The sequence below is a fragment of the Ruegeria sp. BG10 genome (genome assembly GCF_056538575.1).
The window spans coordinates 1-15062 of record NZ_JBQFTI010000005.1; the positions used below are offsets into that span (position 1 = coordinate 1).

The 15062-nt window shown below is 56.6% G+C and carries 28 protein-coding genes; 25 read left to right on the top strand and 3 right to left on the bottom strand.

From position 1 onward, the window contains the following. The 6 genes from ACR0D8_RS16965 to ACR0D8_RS16990 form a co-directional block, all read left to right on the top strand. On the top strand, positions 1–359 hold a 359-nt coding region (locus ACR0D8_RS16965), incomplete at its 5' end, for an EF-Tu C-terminal domain-related protein (protein WP_480648278.1). A 158-nt stretch (positions 360–517) separates the two neighbouring features. After that, positions 518–1138, top strand: a complete 621-nt coding sequence (locus tag ACR0D8_RS16970; protein ID WP_480648280.1) for a hypothetical protein — start codon at positions 518–520, stop codon at positions 1136–1138. A 201-nt stretch (positions 1139–1339) separates the two neighbouring features. After that, positions 1340–1654 (top strand): 30S ribosomal protein S10, encoded by a 315-nt coding sequence (gene rpsJ / locus ACR0D8_RS16975; protein WP_008756422.1) that lies wholly within the window; start codon positions 1340–1342, stop codon positions 1652–1654. A gap of 15 nt (positions 1655–1669) precedes the next feature. Then, positions 1670–2395 carry a 50S ribosomal protein L3 gene (rplC, locus tag ACR0D8_RS16980; protein ID WP_170515968.1) on the top strand — a complete coding sequence of 242 codons (726 nt, stop codon included), beginning with the start codon at positions 1670–1672 and terminating at the stop codon, positions 2393–2395. Further along, positions 2392–3009, top strand: a complete 618-nt coding sequence (gene rplD / locus ACR0D8_RS16985) for a 50S ribosomal protein L4 (RefSeq protein WP_171638100.1) — start codon at positions 2392–2394, stop codon at positions 3007–3009. Before rplC ends, rplD begins: the two co-directional genes overlap by 4 nt. Beyond that, positions 3006–3302, top strand: a complete 297-nt coding sequence (locus ACR0D8_RS16990; protein ID WP_008757532.1) for a 50S ribosomal protein L23 — start codon at positions 3006–3008, stop codon at positions 3300–3302. The genes rplD and ACR0D8_RS16990 overlap by 4 nt, the downstream gene beginning before the upstream one ends. A 58-nt stretch (positions 3303–3360) precedes the next feature. On the opposite strand, the gene ACR0D8_RS16995 is transcribed toward ACR0D8_RS16990, so the two are convergent. Then, positions 3361–3891, bottom strand: coding sequence for a hypothetical protein (locus ACR0D8_RS16995; protein ID WP_480648282.1), 531 nt, complete (start codon positions 3889–3891; stop codon positions 3361–3363). A gap of 1 nt (position 3892) precedes the next feature. Further along, entirely contained in the window at positions 3893–4657 is a 765-nt protein-coding gene (locus ACR0D8_RS17000; RefSeq protein WP_480648284.1) for a phage minor head protein, read from the bottom strand. Positions 4658–4945: 288 nt separating this feature from the next. Between ACR0D8_RS17000 and rplB the strand changes: the two genes are divergently transcribed. From rplB to ACR0D8_RS17030, 6 genes are all read left to right on the top strand, one after another. After that, positions 4946–5788, top strand: a complete 843-nt coding sequence (rplB, locus tag ACR0D8_RS17005; protein ID WP_170356688.1) for a 50S ribosomal protein L2 — start codon at positions 4946–4948, stop codon at positions 5786–5788. A gap of 3 nt (positions 5789–5791) precedes the next feature. Further along, positions 5792–6070 (top strand): 30S ribosomal protein S19, encoded by a 279-nt coding sequence (rpsS, locus tag ACR0D8_RS17010; RefSeq protein ID WP_005980699.1) that lies wholly within the window; start codon positions 5792–5794, stop codon positions 6068–6070. Between the two features lie 3 nt (positions 6071–6073). Next, positions 6074–6454, top strand: a complete 381-nt coding sequence (gene rplV / locus ACR0D8_RS17015) for a 50S ribosomal protein L22 (RefSeq protein ID WP_039538267.1) — start codon at positions 6074–6076, stop codon at positions 6452–6454. Beyond that, entirely contained in the window at positions 6454–7164 is a 711-nt protein-coding gene (rpsC, locus tag ACR0D8_RS17020) for a 30S ribosomal protein S3 (RefSeq protein ID WP_008758042.1), read from the top strand. Before rplV ends, rpsC begins: the two co-directional genes overlap by 1 nt. A gap of 12 nt (positions 7165–7176) precedes the next feature. Next, complete coding sequence (gene rplP, locus ACR0D8_RS17025; protein WP_058283513.1) at positions 7177–7590, top strand: 50S ribosomal protein L16; 414 nt, start codon at positions 7177–7179, stop codon at positions 7588–7590. A 236-nt stretch (positions 7591–7826) separates the two neighbouring features. Continuing rightward, positions 7827–8447 carry a 2OG-Fe(II) oxygenase family protein gene (locus ACR0D8_RS17030; protein ID WP_480648286.1) on the top strand — a complete coding sequence of 207 codons (621 nt, stop codon included), beginning with the start codon at positions 7827–7829 and terminating at the stop codon, positions 8445–8447. Positions 8448–8459: 12 nt separating this feature from the next. On the opposite strand, the gene ACR0D8_RS17035 is transcribed toward ACR0D8_RS17030, so the two are convergent. Beyond that, positions 8460–8831: a hypothetical protein gene (locus ACR0D8_RS17035; protein WP_480648288.1), complete on the bottom strand. Its 372-nt coding sequence runs from the start codon at positions 8829–8831 to the stop codon at positions 8460–8462. A gap of 284 nt (positions 8832–9115) precedes the next feature. Here ACR0D8_RS17035 and rpmC point away from each other — a divergent pair, with 284 nt between their 5' ends. From rpmC to ACR0D8_RS17100, 13 genes are all read left to right on the top strand, one after another. Further along, positions 9116–9322, top strand: a complete 207-nt coding sequence (gene rpmC / locus ACR0D8_RS17040) for a 50S ribosomal protein L29 (protein ID WP_010437082.1) — start codon at positions 9116–9118, stop codon at positions 9320–9322. A gap of 4 nt (positions 9323–9326) precedes the next feature. After that, positions 9327–9557 (top strand): 30S ribosomal protein S17, encoded by a 231-nt coding sequence (rpsQ, locus tag ACR0D8_RS17045; protein ID WP_170495397.1) that lies wholly within the window; start codon positions 9327–9329, stop codon positions 9555–9557. Between the two features lie 75 nt (positions 9558–9632). After that, the gene (gene rplN, locus ACR0D8_RS17050) at positions 9633–10001 is read left to right on the top strand and encodes a 50S ribosomal protein L14 (RefSeq protein WP_008757934.1); all 369 of its coding nucleotides are present in this window, start codon (positions 9633–9635) and stop codon (positions 9999–10001) included. A gap of 2 nt (positions 10002–10003) precedes the next feature. After that, positions 10004–10315 (top strand): 50S ribosomal protein L24, encoded by a 312-nt coding sequence (rplX, locus tag ACR0D8_RS17055; RefSeq protein WP_170440482.1) that lies wholly within the window; start codon positions 10004–10006, stop codon positions 10313–10315. Continuing rightward, entirely contained in the window at positions 10308–10868 is a 561-nt protein-coding gene (gene rplE / locus ACR0D8_RS17060; protein WP_475157801.1) for a 50S ribosomal protein L5, read from the top strand. The genes rplX and rplE overlap by 8 nt, the downstream gene beginning before the upstream one ends. A gap of 19 nt (positions 10869–10887) precedes the next feature. Continuing rightward, the gene (rpsN, locus tag ACR0D8_RS17065) at positions 10888–11193 is read left to right on the top strand and encodes a 30S ribosomal protein S14 (protein WP_068340744.1); all 306 of its coding nucleotides are present in this window, start codon (positions 10888–10890) and stop codon (positions 11191–11193) included. A 13-nt stretch (positions 11194–11206) separates the two neighbouring features. Next, positions 11207–11599, top strand: coding sequence for a 30S ribosomal protein S8 (gene rpsH, locus ACR0D8_RS17070; protein WP_068340741.1), 393 nt, complete (start codon positions 11207–11209; stop codon positions 11597–11599). Between the two features lie 11 nt (positions 11600–11610). Next, complete coding sequence (gene rplF / locus ACR0D8_RS17075) at positions 11611–12144, top strand: 50S ribosomal protein L6 (RefSeq protein ID WP_475157802.1); 534 nt, start codon at positions 11611–11613, stop codon at positions 12142–12144. 11 nt (positions 12145–12155) lie between these two features. Then, entirely contained in the window at positions 12156–12515 is a 360-nt protein-coding gene (gene rplR / locus ACR0D8_RS17080) for a 50S ribosomal protein L18 (protein WP_010437103.1), read from the top strand. 116 nt (positions 12516–12631) lie between these two features. After that, complete coding sequence (gene rpsE / locus ACR0D8_RS17085) at positions 12632–13213, top strand: 30S ribosomal protein S5 (RefSeq protein ID WP_475157803.1); 582 nt, start codon at positions 12632–12634, stop codon at positions 13211–13213. Positions 13214–13225: 12 nt separating this feature from the next. Beyond that, positions 13226–13414 carry a 50S ribosomal protein L30 gene (rpmD, locus tag ACR0D8_RS17090; RefSeq protein WP_050605831.1) on the top strand — a complete coding sequence of 63 codons (189 nt, stop codon included), beginning with the start codon at positions 13226–13228 and terminating at the stop codon, positions 13412–13414. 370 nt (positions 13415–13784) lie between these two features. After that, positions 13785–14000 (top strand): DUF1127 domain-containing protein, encoded by a 216-nt coding sequence (locus ACR0D8_RS17095; protein WP_475157804.1) that lies wholly within the window; start codon positions 13785–13787, stop codon positions 13998–14000. Between the two features lie 183 nt (positions 14001–14183). Continuing rightward, the gene (locus ACR0D8_RS17100) at positions 14184–15044 is read left to right on the top strand and encodes a hypothetical protein (protein WP_480648291.1); all 861 of its coding nucleotides are present in this window, start codon (positions 14184–14186) and stop codon (positions 15042–15044) included. Positions 15045–15062: the final 18 nt, after the last annotated feature.

Here is a 15062-nt window from a genome sequence, read left to right on the forward strand (position 1 = left end):
GCGCCCTGCTGCGCGGTATCGACCGTGACGGCGTTGAGCGTGGCCAGGTTCTGTGTAAGCCGGGTTCGGTGACACCGCACACCAAGTTCGAAGCCGAAGCCTATATCCTGACCAAGGAAGAGGGCGGCCGTCATACTCCGTTCTTCGCGAACTACCGCCCGCAGTTCTACTTCCGGACCACGGACGTGACCGGCACCGTGACCCTGGCGGCTGGCACCGAGATGGTCATGCCTGGCGACAACGTCGGCTTCACCGTCGAGCTGATCGCACCGATCGCGATGGAAGACGGCCTGCGTTTCGCGATCCGCGAAGGCGGCCGCACCGTCGGCGCCGGCGTTGTGTCGAAAATCATCGAGTAAGCAGGTTTTGCCGACTGATGGGCGGCAGTTGCTCTGAAAGAGCAATGAGAGCCCACTCGGTTGAACTCAAGAAGGCCGCTCCAAAAGGGGCGGCCTTTTTTGTCGAGAATTGGTTGAGAAAGATTGAAAATACTCGCAAACTCAAAGAGTTTTGAGGAATGACACAAGAGTTTGAAGTTCGTGACGCAGTTGAGCATCTAATTTTGATTAAGGCCCATATGCTGTCGTTGGAAGCTCACTCGATACAACTTGCGAAAACGCCTTTATGCAGTGCTGGTCTAGTTTCCTTGCGGCAAGCTCACCTAGACCTCCGAATGATCATCGAAGAATTGATGTTGTTGTCTGTTTCGGCTCATCGGGACGTTGGCGAAGCAATTTCTAAGAATTTGCAGAAGAACTATAGTGCCACTCACAAAATGAAGCTTTTGGAAAAGATCGACCCAAGATTTTTTTTCCCGGAAGCCATTAAGGTGGTGCCAACTAAAGAGACAGGTATCGAAGGCCAATTCGTTTCAGTCGAAGAGGATCACCTTAGCCGAGTACAAACAGAGGACTTTTACAACAAAAGCGGCAACTTTTTGCATGCCTCTTACAAGACTTTGACCGAGCAAGAGTTCGAGCAAGCCAAAGAAGAGTTAGCTAACTTTTTCATTTTGGCGGCCCGATTAATGCACACATTTGAGGTCGACATCTCAGGGAAGGGGTGGTTGATGGCTGGTCACTTGAACCTTGAGGAAGCGCAATTTCCAGTTGTCTTTAGTGCTCGAGTTGAAAAATAGCTTCCGTTTCTGACTACGTGTTCCGAAATCGGGGTCGACATGTAATCTCCCCCTTGCCAAACCCCACCAACCCCACTAATACGCGCGAGTTCTCACTAAGAACATCAAGGCGGGGTGATTCCCGCCTTTTGGGTTCGAAGAGGGTTGGCGATGCGCGTCTGTCCTCCTCTCAACCTCAACGCCTGATAAAAGGCTGTTAATATGCAAAGCCAAAACATCCGTATTCGGCTGAAGGCATTTGACTATCGCGTTCTGGATGCCAGCACGCAAGAGATCGTCAACACTGCCAAGCGGACCGGCGCGAACGTGCGCGGCCCGATCCCGCTGCCGAACAAGATTGAGAAGTTTACGGTTCTCCGTGGCCCTCACGTTGACAAGAAATCCCGCGACCAGTTCGAGATCCGCACGCACAAGCGTCTCTTGGACATCGTTGATCCGACCCCCCAGACCGTTGACGCGCTGATGAAGCTCGACCTCGCTGCTGGTGTGGACGTCGAGATCAAGCTGCAGTCGTAATCGGAGGGTATGAGAATGCGCTCTGGTATTATCGCAAAAAAAGTCGGCATGACCCGCCTGTTCATGGAAGACGGCAAGCAGATCCCTGTGACTGTTCTTCACCTGGACAACCTGCAGGTTGTTGCACAGCGTACCGCTGACAAAGACGGCTACACCGCCGTTCAGCTGGGCGCCGGTGCTGCCAAGGCAAAACGCACCTCGAAAGCCATGCGCGGTCACTATGCCGCTGCCAAGGTTGAGCCCAAGCGTAAGCTGGCCGAGTTCCGCGTCTCCGAAGATGGCCTGATCGATGTGGGCGCCGAGATTTCGGCAGAACACTTCCTGGAAGGTCAGAAAGTTGACGTTTCGGGCACCTCGATCGGTAAAGGCTTTGCCGGTGCGATGAAGCGTTGGAACTTTGGTGGTCTGCGCGCCTCGCACGGTGTTTCGATCAGCCACCGTTCGCACGGTTCGACCGGTCAGTGTCAGGACCCGGGCAAGGTGTTCAAGGGCAAGAAGATGGCCGGTCACATGGGTGCTGCCCGTGTAACCACCCAGAACCTGGAAGTCGTCAAAACCGACGCCGACCGTGGTCTGGTCTTCATCAAAGGCGCCGTTCCCGGACCGAAATCTGGCTGGGTCACCGTCAAGGACGCCGTGAAGAAGAAAGCACCGGAAGGCCTGCCTTTCCCGGCTGCTGTGAAATCGGCTGCAACCGAAGCACCTGCGGAAGAAGCGCCCGCGGAAGGTGGTGAAGCATGAAACTTGATGTAATCAAACTGGACGGCGGCAAAGCCGGCGACATCGAGCTGGATGCAGACCTGTTCGGCCTCGAGCCGCGCGCGGACATCCTGCACCGTGTAGTCCGTTGGCAGCGCAACAACGCGCAGGCCGGCACCCACAAGGTCAAGACCCGCTCGGAAACCAGCTACTCGACCAAGAAGATCTATCGCCAGAAGGGCACCGGTGGCGCACGCCATGGTGACCGTAACGCGCCGATCTTCCGCAAGGGTGGTATCTACAAGGGCCCGACCCCGCGTTCGCACGGCCACGACCTGCCGAAAAAGTTCCGCAAGCTTGGCCTGCGCCACGCTCTGTCGGCTAAAGCCAAAGCAGGTGAACTGGTCGTGATCGAGAACGCCGAAGCCGAAGGCAAGACCGCCGCTCTGGCCAAACAGGTTGCAAACCTGGGCTGGAAACGCGCTCTGGTCATCGACGGCGCAACCGTGAACGAAGGGTTCCTGAAGGCGTCGCGCAACATCGAAGGTCTGGATATCCTGCCGTCGATGGGTGCAAACGTTTATGACATCCTCAAGCGTGACACTCTGGTGCTCACCAAAGCGGCTGTCGAAGCACTGGAGGCTCGTCTGAAATGAGCGCGAAGGCAGAACACTACGACGTGATCCGCAAGCCGATCATCACCGAAAAGTCGACCATGGCGTCCGAAAACGGCGCGGTTGTCTTTGAAGTGGCAATCGACAGCAACAAGCCGCAGATCAAAGAGGCCGTTGAGGCACTGTTTGGTGTGAAGGTCAAAGCGGTGAACACCACCGTGACCAAAGGCAAGGTCAAGCGGTTCCGCGGCCAGCTGGGCCGTCGGAAAGACGTCAAAAAAGCATATGTGACCCTGGAAGAGGGCAACACCATCGACGTGTCCACCGGTCTCTGATCGAACCCGTCTTTGGAAAGAGATAAAGGCCCCCGCGCAAGCGGGGGTTTTTTTGTTTTTACCAAATGAACAAAGGCACCTGGCAGGAAGGCGCTTGGTACTCGGGGTCATCATTGAGAGCATAAAGTACACCTAGAACATTGGTGTTATTAAGCCGCTTACCTTGTTCAAGCCACTCTCCGGCGTGGTCGACTAACTCAGAGAACAAAGCCGGGTTCTCAGTGCGATGGACAAGGCCAACATCTGGTCGGAAGATAAGGCCGGTCGCTGAGCCCTGACGCGCATCGATATCGACCCAAAAAGCCGTTGTCTGTGAGAAAAGGAGTCTCTCATCGTTGCCGACGGACAAAATATGAAAATCCGGGTCCCGGACGACCGGAACTGGAGTTCCAAAGGGCTGAGAGAGATCAAACAAAGCCTGATAGGAGACAATCACGCCGTTAGGCAAGCGCACACAAGTTCCAAATTCTGCTATTCGGTGGCGCAGAAACAGAACCGAATACGCCATCACTAAAAAGATCAAAAGCGCACTGAGTGTCAGAAGGAGGTATCTTGCGCCTGTGGCCATCCGTGAGAAGACTGTACTCATATTAGCCATCGAAACGAATCCAGCTTTTGTTTCTGTCGGCGATTACCGTGCCTGACATTCGCGCTGACCAGCTGTCTACAATTGGGTATGGGGTGCCTCCCGGCAGTTCAATTCCTATATCCAATGGATCGGCAAATTCGTCGGCAAGTTCAAAGTCGCAATCACCACTTATGCGAAGGGTACCGTCCTTCTGAAAAGCGACTCGACCCTTTGCTTCCCCTTCGATTGTTGTGTGCCCAATACTGAATACAATGTGCTGCATCTGATAGATATTTGTGAACGGGTAAGAGAATTGACCAGATGTTTGTATACGCGCGGCATCTGCAATTTGGCCAATCAGTCGATTTGAGACGGTGCCCCAGTATTCGTTAACGATTTTTTGGAGGTGGCCAATATCTCGCACCCTGATAGATGAACCGTTGCCGTGTCTGTAGTGATTGATGAAGTCGCGGTTGGTCCATGGTCTGCCAGTGTCGGTCACACCTATCATATACATATTAAGGGATTCACTTACGGCTGGAACATATGGTTCAGCTTTGCACCGACATCCAAACCCTTCACCGGGATGACCGGTAGAAGGCGGGTTGTTCCAGGCAAAAACCTTACCATCATGGGCGGCATGAGATGAACGTACTTTGTTGTCGCCGCGGGTTCGCCAGATATAGTAGCCTGTCGATTTGTTCTGTTTAATCGAAAGCTCAATTGGGGTGCCTTTTCTTAGGTAGGTATCGAAGGCTTTCCGGTATGCGTTTTGGTCGATGATCATGGTGTGTGTCCCGGCGAAAGTTTGCCAAGAAATTGTGAGTGGTTGGTTAAGAAAATAGAAACAGTGAGGGCGATGTGCTTTTTGTTCGGTTGATCAAAATAGGCGCTCCACCCTATAGACACCCACCCCCAACCCTGTTACACGCTCCCAATCTTGCGGCCTCGGATTCGTTCCGGGGCCTCTGATATTTGTAACCGGGGACCTTCGGGGCCCTATACCCTTGGCACCTACGGGGGCCTATCACATAGCGGGGAAATCCCTGCACTTGCTAAACGGAAGACAGAAAGCATGGCACTCAAGTCGTACAAGCCGACGACGCCGGGCCAGCGCGGGCTGGTGCTGATCGACCGTTCGGAGCTTTGGAAAGGACGTCCGGTCAAGTCTCTCACTGAGGGTTTGACCAAATCGGGCGGCCGGAACAACACCGGACGGATCACTTCACGCCGCCGCGGCGGTGGCGCAAAGCGTCTCTACCGGATCGTTGACTTTAAACGGAACAAATTTGATGTCGCGGCAACCGTCGAGCGGATCGAATATGACCCGAACCGGACCGCATTCATCGCACTGGTAAAATACGAAGACGGCGAGCAGGCATATATCCTGGCTCCGCAGCGTCTGGCTGTTGGTGACAAAGTCATCGCGTCGGCAAAAGCTGACATCAAGCCAGGCAACGCAATGCCGTTCTCGGGCATGCCCATTGGTACCATCGTCCACAACATCGAGATGAAGCCTGGCAAAGGCGGTCAGATCGCACGTGCGGCCGGTACATACGCTCAGTTCGTTGGTCGCGATGGCGGCTACGCTCAGATCCGTCTGAGCTCGGGCGAGCTGCGCATGGTCCGTCAGGAATGCATGGCCACCGTTGGTGCCGTGTCCAACCCCGACAACTCTAACCAGAACCTCGGTAAAGCCGGTCGTATGCGCCACAAAGGCGTTCGTCCGTCGGTTCGTGGTGTTGCAATGAACCCGATCGATCACCCGCACGGTGGTGGTGAAGGTCGTACCTCGGGTGGCCGTACACCGGTTACGCCGTGGGGTAAGGACACCAAGGGTAAGCGTACCCGCAACAAGAACAAAGCGTCCCAGAAGCTGATCATCCGCTCGCGGCACGCCAAGAAGAAGGGACGTTAATCTATGTCTCGCTCTGTTTGGAAGGGTCCTTTCGTCGATGCTTACGTGCTGAAAAAAGCCGAAGCAGCGCGCGAGTCGGGCCGCAACGAAGTCATCAAAATCTGGTCGCGTCGTTCCACCATTCTGCCCCAGTTCGTGGGTCTGACCTTTGGTGTGTACAATGGCCAGAAGCATATCCCCGTAAACGTCTCGGAAGACATGATCGGTCAGAAGTTCGGTGAATACTCGCCGACCCGTACCTATTATGGCCACGCCGCAGACAAAAAAGCGAAGCGGAAGTAAGTCATGGGCAAGGAAAAGAACCCCCGCCGCGTGGCTGAAAACGAAGCAATGGCGAAAACCCGCATGCTTCGCACCAGCCCGCAGAAACTGAACCTGGTTGCGCAAATGATCCGCGGCAAGAAAGTCGAGAAGGCTCTGACTGACCTGACTTTCTCGAACAAGCGTGTCGCGCAGGACGTCAAGAAGTGCCTGCAGTCCGCAATCGCGAATGCCGAAAACAACCACAACCTGGACGTTGACGAGCTGATCGTCGCCGAAGCCTGGGTTGGCAAGAACCTGGTCATGAAGCGCGGTCGTCCGCGTGCCCGTGGCCGTTTCGGCAAGATCATGAAGCCGTTCTCGGAGATCACCATCAAGGTGCGTCAAGTTGAGGAGCAAGCCTAATGGGTCATAAAGTAAATCCGATCGGCATGCGCCTGCAGGTCAACCGCACTTGGGACAGCCGCTGGTACGCCGACACCAAGGACTACGGTGATCTTCTGCTGGAAGACCTCAAGATCCGTGAGTTCATCAACAAAGAGTGCAAGCAGGCCGGTGTTGCCCGTGTGATCATCGAACGTCCGCACAAGAAGTGCCGCGTTACGATCCACACTGCACGTCCCGGTGTCATCATCGGCAAGAAAGGTGCAGACATCGAAGTTCTGCGCAAAAAGCTTGCGCGGATGACCGACAGCGAACTGCACCTGAACATCGTCGAAGTGCGCAAGCCCGAGCTTGACGCGCAGCTGGTTGCCGAGTCCATCGCTCAGCAGCTGGAACGTCGTGTTTCGTTCCGCCGCGCCATGAAGCGCTCGGTTCAGAACGCCATGCGCATGGGCGCCCTGGGTATCCGGGTGAACGTCGCTGGTCGTCTGGGCGGCGCCGAAATCGCTCGGACCGAGTGGTATCGCGAAGGCCGCGTGCCTCTGCACACCTTGCGTGCCGACATCGATTACGCACATGCCGAAGCGATGACTCCTTACGGGATCATCGGGATCAAGGTCTGGATCTTCAAAGGTGAGATCATGGAGCACGATCCGCAGGCACGTGACCGTAAAGCACAGGAACTCCAGGACGGCCCTGCACCTCGTGGTGCTGGTGGCGGTCGTCGCTAAGGAGGGAAAGATATGCTTCAACCAAAGCGTACAAAATTCCGCAAGATGCACAAAGGCCGGATCAAGGGTCTCGCCAAAGGCGGCTCTGATCTGAACTTTGGCACCTACGGCCTGAAAGCTCTTGAGCCTGAGCGTGTAACTGCACGCCAGATCGAAGCTGCACGTCGTGCCATGACGCGTCACATGAAGCGTCAGGGTCGTGTCTGGATCCGCATCTTCCCCGACACTCCGGTCACTGCAAAGCCGATCGAAGTTCGTATGGGTAAAGGTAAAGGTTCGGTCGACCGCTGGGCCTGCAAAGTCAAGCCTGGCCGCGTGATGTTCGAGATCGACGGCGTCAATGACGACATCGCCCGAGAGGCCCTGCGCCTGGCCGCGATGAAGCTGCCGATCAAGACCCGCGTCGTGGTCCGCGAAGACTGGTAAGCGATTGGGGCTTTGTCCCCGTTCGTGACAAGATTGACCCCCGTCGGGATGCCGGCGGGGGTTCTTTGTTTGGGGGCTCTGCCCCCGCCGCAGCAAGCTGCGACTCCCCCGAGGTATTTGGAGCCAGATGAAGCAGCGGATCCTCAATTCATCTGGCTGAAAATACCTCGGAGCGCGAGGCAGAGCCTCGCAAAACAACCATCGCCTTCGTTGCGCGGCTGGTTTAAGACGACCTCATGCCACAGATTGAATCACTCTTCGTTACCCGTCTTTATCGCGCGTCCCTGTCTGAGTTCGGCCCCAAGATCGACTCGGAGGAACTGGAAAGCTCCTGCCTTGTCATCGCCGAGGATGATGAGGCCGGGCAGGAATGGTGCGAGGAAAACGGCTATCCCGGCTATACCAGCTATGCTTCGCTGACGGATCTGCCCTGGCGGTTCCCGATTTTCGCCGATCTGGTTGCGGCGCTGGATCAACACGTGGCAACCTTTGCCAAGGATCTGGAATTTGATCTGGGCGAGGGCGAGTTGAAGCTTGAGGACCTGTGGATCAACATCCTGCCCGAGGGCGGGATGCATTCCAGCCACCTGCACCCGCACAGCGTGATCTCGGGCACGACCTATGTGGCGATGCCGGAAGGGGCGAGTGCGCTGAAACTGGAAGACCCCCGCTCGGGCCGCATGATGGCCGCGCCGACACGGATCAAAGGCGGGCGGCGCGATTTGCAGCCTTTCATCTATATGAAACCTCAGGTGGGTGATGTGCTGCTCTGGGAAAGCTGGCTGCGCCACGAGGTACCGATGAACATGTCCGAGGAAGAGCGGATCAGTGTCAGCTTTAATTACAAATGGGAATAGCTGCGACAGTGGCTACTTCGCGGTGACGCGCGCACGAAACCGTGGGTAGCCTATACAGTTCCCGTTGACTGAGCCGGACCTGTAAACGCCATTTTTGAATTTAAGGTCGAACTTCATAACGCTTCCCGAAGAGCAGCTGTTTTGTTTCGAGATCACCGCGTCGAACTGAAGCCGGTCGCCGGTAACTTTTCGAACGGAGATTCCTTCAGGTGTAATACCATGGGCAGCAAGTACCTGCGGTGTATTGTCCTGAACTGATATGTCCATTTGCCAGGGTCTGCTGGAGTTGATTGTAAGCGTCCAGTTTCCGTCGGGCGCGGCCTTAACAGCTGTTGCCGCCGTCAGCGTTGCAAAAGTAATAAGAGTAAGTCCTGAGCGTTTCATAAGAACCTCATCCAATAGCTAATAAAACAGACCATAATGCTACGTCGGATCGGGCCGTTCCTGCAACAACCTCCCTCTTTGGGCCCATTAGTGTAGCGATTGAAATCGCCTGTTCTTATGGTCCTGGAAACTTCCTCTTGCCACCCACCCCCCAAACCCTTATACGGCGGCATCCTGCGGTCTCCCGGCGTTGTCGGGCGATTCGTATGTCTATCATTCATCCACCAGGTCCAAGGTGACCCTGTCAGGGGGCCTTCTGGTGTTTTGAGCAAAGGAAAAAGGCGATGAACGCCCAAGAACTGCGTGACAAGACCCCGGACCAGCTCCGCGAGGAACTGGCCAACCTGAAGAAAGAAAGCTTTAACCTGCGCTTTCAACAGGCAACCGGTCAGCTGGAAAACACAGCCGGCATCAAAGCGGCCCGCCGCAATGCTGCCCGCGTCAAAACCATTCTGAACGAAAAGGCCGCTGCTGCGGCATCCGAGGAGTAATCTGATGCCCAAGCGTATCCTGTCCGGCACCGTAACAAGCGACGCAAACGAGCAGACCGTAACTGTTCTGGTCGAGCGCCGTTTCAAGCACCCGCTGCTGCACAAAACCGTTCGTAAGTCCAAGAAATACCGGGCTCATGACGAAAAGAACGCCTTCAAGGTCGGCGACACCGTACGCATCATCGAATGCGCGCCGAAATCGAAGACGAAACGTTGGGAAGTTCTGGAAGCGTAAGCTTCCGGGATTTTTCATTTGTCGAAACCCTGGGGGATCTAACCAGACCAGCCCCCACAGGTCGGGAGAAACCACATGATCCAGATGCAGACCAATCTGGATGTCGCTGACAACTCCGGCGCACGCCGAGTTCAGTGCATCAAGGTCCTGGGTGGTTCCAAGCGTAAATACGCCTCCGTCGGCGACATCATTGTCGTCTCGGTGAAGGAAGCCATCCCGCGCGGCCGCGTAAAGAAAGGGGACGTCCGCAAGGCCGTCGTCGTGCGCACCGCCAAGGAAGTCCGTCGCGAAGACGGCACCGCGATCCGTTTCGATCGCAACGCCGCCGTCATCCTGAACAACAACAATGAGCCGGTAGGTACCCGTATCTTTGGCCCGGTTGTTCGCGAACTGCGCGGCAAGAACTTCATGAAAATCATCTCGCTGGCTCCGGAGGTGCTGTAATCATGGCTGCTAAACTCCGCAAAGGCGACAAGGTCGTCGTGCTGGCCGGCAAGGACAAGGGCAAAGAGGGAACTATCACCTCGGTTGACCCGAAAGCCGGTAAAGCTGTTGTCGACGGCATCAACATCGCCATCCGCCACACCCGCCAGACCCAGAACAGCCAGGGCGGCCGTTTGCCTCAGGCAAACCCGATCGAGCTGTCGAACCTGGCACTGCTGGACAAGAACGGCAAAGCAACCCGCGTCGGCTTCCGCATGGAAGGTGACAAGAAGGTGCGTTTCGCCAAGACCACAGGGGACGTGATCGATGCTTGATAACGCAACTTACACCCCGCGTCTGAAAGCTCAGTACGCCGAGACAATCCGTGCCGCTCTGAAAGAAGAGTTCGGCTACAAGAACGAGATGCAGCTGCCCAAGCTGGAAAAGATCGTTCTGAACATCGGCTGTGGTTCTGAGGCGGTCAAAGACTCGAAGAAAGCCAAAGCGGCTGTCGAGGATCTGACTGCGATTGCCGGCCAAAAAGCCGTTTCGACCAAGGCGAAGAAGTCGATCGCGGGTTTCCGCGTCCGTGAAGACATGCCGCTGGGTGCGAAAGTAACCCTGCGCGGTGACCGGATGTACGAATTCCTGGATCGTCTGATCACCATCGCGCTGCCGCGCGTTCGTGACTTCCGCGGTGTTAAGCCGTCTTTCGATGGTCGTGGCAACTTTGCCATGGGCATGAAAGAGCACATCGTGTTCCCGGAAATCGACTTCGACAAGGTCGACGAGGTCTGGGGCCTGGATATCGTAATTGCCACCACAGCGAAAACCGACGCTGAAGCAAAGGCACTGTTGAAAGCATTCAACATGCCCTTCAACGCCTAAGCGCCGGGAGGATTGAGACATGGCTAAGAAAGCAATGATCGAACGCGAGAAGAAGCGCGAACGCCTGGTGGCCAAATATGCCGCAAAGCGTGCCGAGCTGAAAGAAATCGCGAATGACGAGAGCCGCCCGATGGAAGAGCGTTTCAAAGCGCGTCTGAAACTGGCGAAACTGCCGCGCAACAGCTCGGCTACCCGTCTGCACAACCGTTGTCAGCTGACCGGTCGTCCCCATGCTTACTACCGTAAGCTGAAGGTCAGCCGTATCGCGCTGCGCGAGCTGGGTTCTGCTGGTCAGATCCCCGGCATGGTGAAATCGAGCTGGTAAGGGAGACATAGATATGAATGATCCTATCGGCGATATGCTCACCCGTATCCGCAACGCGCAAATGCGCGGCAAGTCCACCGTTTCCACCCCGGCTTCCAAGCTGCGCGGTTGGGTTCTGGACGTGCTGGCGGACGAAGGCTACATCCGTGGCTATGAAAAGACGACCGGTGAAAACGGTCATCCGGCCATCGAAATCAGCCTGAAATACTACGAAGGCACCCCTGTCATTCGCGAACTGAAGCGGGTTTCGAAGCCCGGTCGTCGCGTGTACATGGGCGTCAATGACATTCCGCAGGTCCGTCAGGGTCTGGGCGTGTCGATTGTCAGCACTCCGAAAGGTGTGATGTCGGACGCAAACGCTCGCTCCAACAATGTTGGCGGCGAAGTGCTCTGCACCGTCTTCTAAGGAGGTCTGCAATGTCTCGTATTGGTAAAAAACCGGTCGAGCTGCCCAGCGGCGTTTCCGCCTCTGTGTCGGGTCAGACCATCGAAGTGAAGGGTCCGAAGGGCACCCGCAGCTTCACCGCAACTGACGATGTTACTCTGTCGGTCGAAGACAACGTGGTCAAGATCGACCCGCGTGGTTCGTCCAAGCGTGCACGTCAGCAGTGGGGCATGAGCCGCACCATGGTTGCCAATCTGGTGACCGGTGTGACCGAAGGCTTCAAGAAAGAGCTGGAAATCCAGGGTGTGGGTTACCGCGCTCAGATGCAGGGCAACACCCTGAAACTGAACCTGGGCTACAGCCACGACGTCGATTTCACCGCTCCGGAAGGTGTCACCATCACCGCGCCGAAGCAGACCGAGATCGTTGTGGAAGGTATCGACCAGCAGCTGGTGGGCGAAACCGCGGCCAAAATCCGCGAGTGGCGCCGTCCCGAGCCGTACAAAGGCAAGGGCATCCGCTACAAGGGCGAGTTCATCTTCCGCAAGGAAGGCAAGAAGAAGTAAGGACGCAAACAATGGCAAACAGCAAAAGAACCCTGTTTCTGAAGCGCCGCCTGCGCGTTCGGAACAAACTTCGCAAGGTCAACGCGGGTCGTCCGCGTCTATCCGTACACCGTTCGAACAAGAACATCTCTGTTCAGCTGATCGACGACGTGCGTGGCGTGACCCTGGCCTCGGCCTCGACCCTGGAAAAAGATCTGGGTGTTGTTGGCAAGAACAACGTCGAAGCGGCCACCAAAGTGGGCGCGGCCATCGCCGAGCGTGCCAAGAAGGCAGGCGTCGAAGAGGCCTATTTCGATCGTGGCGGCTTCCTGTTCCACGGCAAAGTGAAGGCTGTCGCCGACGCTGCGCGTGAAGGTGGTCTGAAGATCTAAGACCTGCGGGCGGGTTTCGATCCGCCCCGATGATCCGGGGGCCTCGGCAACAGTCGGGGCTCACTTGGATTGAAGAAAACGGCGCGACAAGCGCCACATGAGAAAAGGGATGCCAAATGGCAGAACGTGAAAACCGTCGGGGCCGTGGCCGCGACCGTGAAGAAGCACCGGAATTTGCAGATCGTCTGGTCGCAATCAACCGCGTGTCGAAAACCGTAAAAGGTGGTAAGCGCTTTGGCTTCGCCGCTCTGGTGGTTGTCGGCGATCAGAAAGGCCGCGTCGGCTTTGGCAAGGGTAAAGCGAAAGAAGTACCCGAAGCCATCCGTAAGGCGACCGAGCAAGCCAAGCGTCAGATGATCCGCGTGCAACTGCGTGAAGGTCGGACCCTGCACCACGACATCGAAGGCCGTCACGGCGCCGGTAAAGTGGTTATGCGCACCGCACCTGAAGGTACTGGTATCATCGCCGGTGGTCCGATGCGTGCTGTGTTCGAAATGCTGGGCGTTAAGGACGTTGTGTCAAAGTCGCTGGGCTCGCAGAACCCGTACAACATGATCCGCGCCACCATCAACGGCCTGCAGAAAGAGCAGAGCCCGCGTTCGGTTGCCGCACGTCGTGGCAAAAAGGTTGCCGACATCCTGCCCAAGCGGGACGAAGCCCCCGCGGCCGAAGCACCTGCTGCTGAAGCAGAAGCATAAGGAGAGCGACCCATGGCAAAAACCATCGTCGTCAAGCAGATCGGTTCGCCGATCCGCCGCCCCGCCGAACAGCGCGCAACCCTGATCGGTCTGGGCCTGAACAAGATGCACAAAACCCGTGAGCTGGAAGACACCCCTTCGGTTCGCGGCATGATCCGCAAGATCCCGCATCTGGTTGAGATCGTCGAAGAGCGCGGCTAAGCGCACTTCCATCGAACGAAGAAACGCTTCCGATCATTCGGGGGCGTTTTTTTTACCATTCAGAAGGGTGGTCTTCCCTGATCATGCGTTCGTGGCTGGAACTATCGTGAGGTCTGACCTCGACGATCCCGTCGTTCAGATACCTGACCAGGGGGCAGATTTCTGTTTGGCGGACCTGCATGTACCCGCCCGGCCGAGTCATAGCGCTTTGGGTCGGTGCCTTTTCCTGCGCCATTCCTCCAACGCATAACGGCTAGACCGAAACCTTCGTTGTTAGCGATACCCAGCGCGCCTATCTGAGCTTTGTCCTCAAAAGGAACAGCATAGAAATCATCGGGGAATTCGCCCCGACCAGTAAAGGAACTCAGAAATGGCCTATACAGCAACAACATCGACCGGCGGCATCACCCTCACCGCGCGTTTCGCAGAATTCGTCGCAAAGGTGAAAGAGGCATATGCCCTGCGCGCCGAGTTCAACCGCACTTATTCGGAACTTCAGGGTCTGACCGACCGCGAACTGCACGACATCGGTGTACGCCGGTGTGACATCAGTGATATCGCACGCGAGCACGTTTACTGCTCGTAACCGGACTTCGTGATCAACCGATCCAGAGGCGCCATTTGGCGCCTCTTTTGTATTTGGGCGTGCGGGTACAACACAGCCGCCGCTAAATCCGGCAGCGCCCGTTGCGACCCGGGGTGAAATGGTCCAGAAACGCCCAGGTGGCCCCTCGGGCCGCATATTTGCAAGGCAGAGAGACCAGTCGCGGTGAAAGAATACCAAATTGGCATGCTGTGGATCGATGGCCCGCTGAGCTTTCTTGAGCAGCTTTGCATCAAGTCATTTCTGGATGTGGGCCAACATGTCCGCCTGTATACATATGGGCCGGTCACGAACGTCCCCGACGGGGTCGAGATGTGCGATGCACGCCAGATCCTGTCCGATGACGAAGTAATCCTGCACAAGCGCACGGGCAGCCCGGCTTTGCACTCGGACAAGTTCCGCGTACAGATGCTGGCGCAGGAGCAGGACACAATCTGGGCCGACACCGACGCCTATTGCGTCAAGCCGTTCACCACCGAGAACGGGCATCTTCATGGCTGGCTGGCCTCGCATGAGATCAACGGCGGCGTGCTTGCGCTGCCCAAGGACAGCCCCACCCTGTTCGACCTGATCGACTATACCAATGACCCGTACCGGATTCCGCATTGGTTTCCGCCGAAAATACGTGTGCCGTTGATTCAGGATGCCATGGCCGGGAACCGCAAACATGCCAGCGAGATGCCCTGGGGGGTCTGGGGGCCGCGCGCTCTGACCTGGCTGCTGAAGCAGAATAACGAGGCCCGGTTTTCCCAGCCGCAGGACGTTCTGTACCCGGTGACCTACAAGGATCGCCGGTCGATGGTGCGCGAAGGCGGCAATGCGCAGCGTTTCCTGACCGAAAACACCATGTCGATCCATTTCTACGGCCGGCGTGTCCGGGCGTTTATCCGGCACCGGTACGCCGGCATCCCGCACCCCGACAGCATGATCGGGCAACTGGTTGCAAAACACGGCATCGACCCCTATGCAGCCCCGTTGCAGATGCCGGTCGCGGACGGCGATCAGGTGGAAAACGCCGAAGGCTGAGAACCCGCCGCGTCTGCG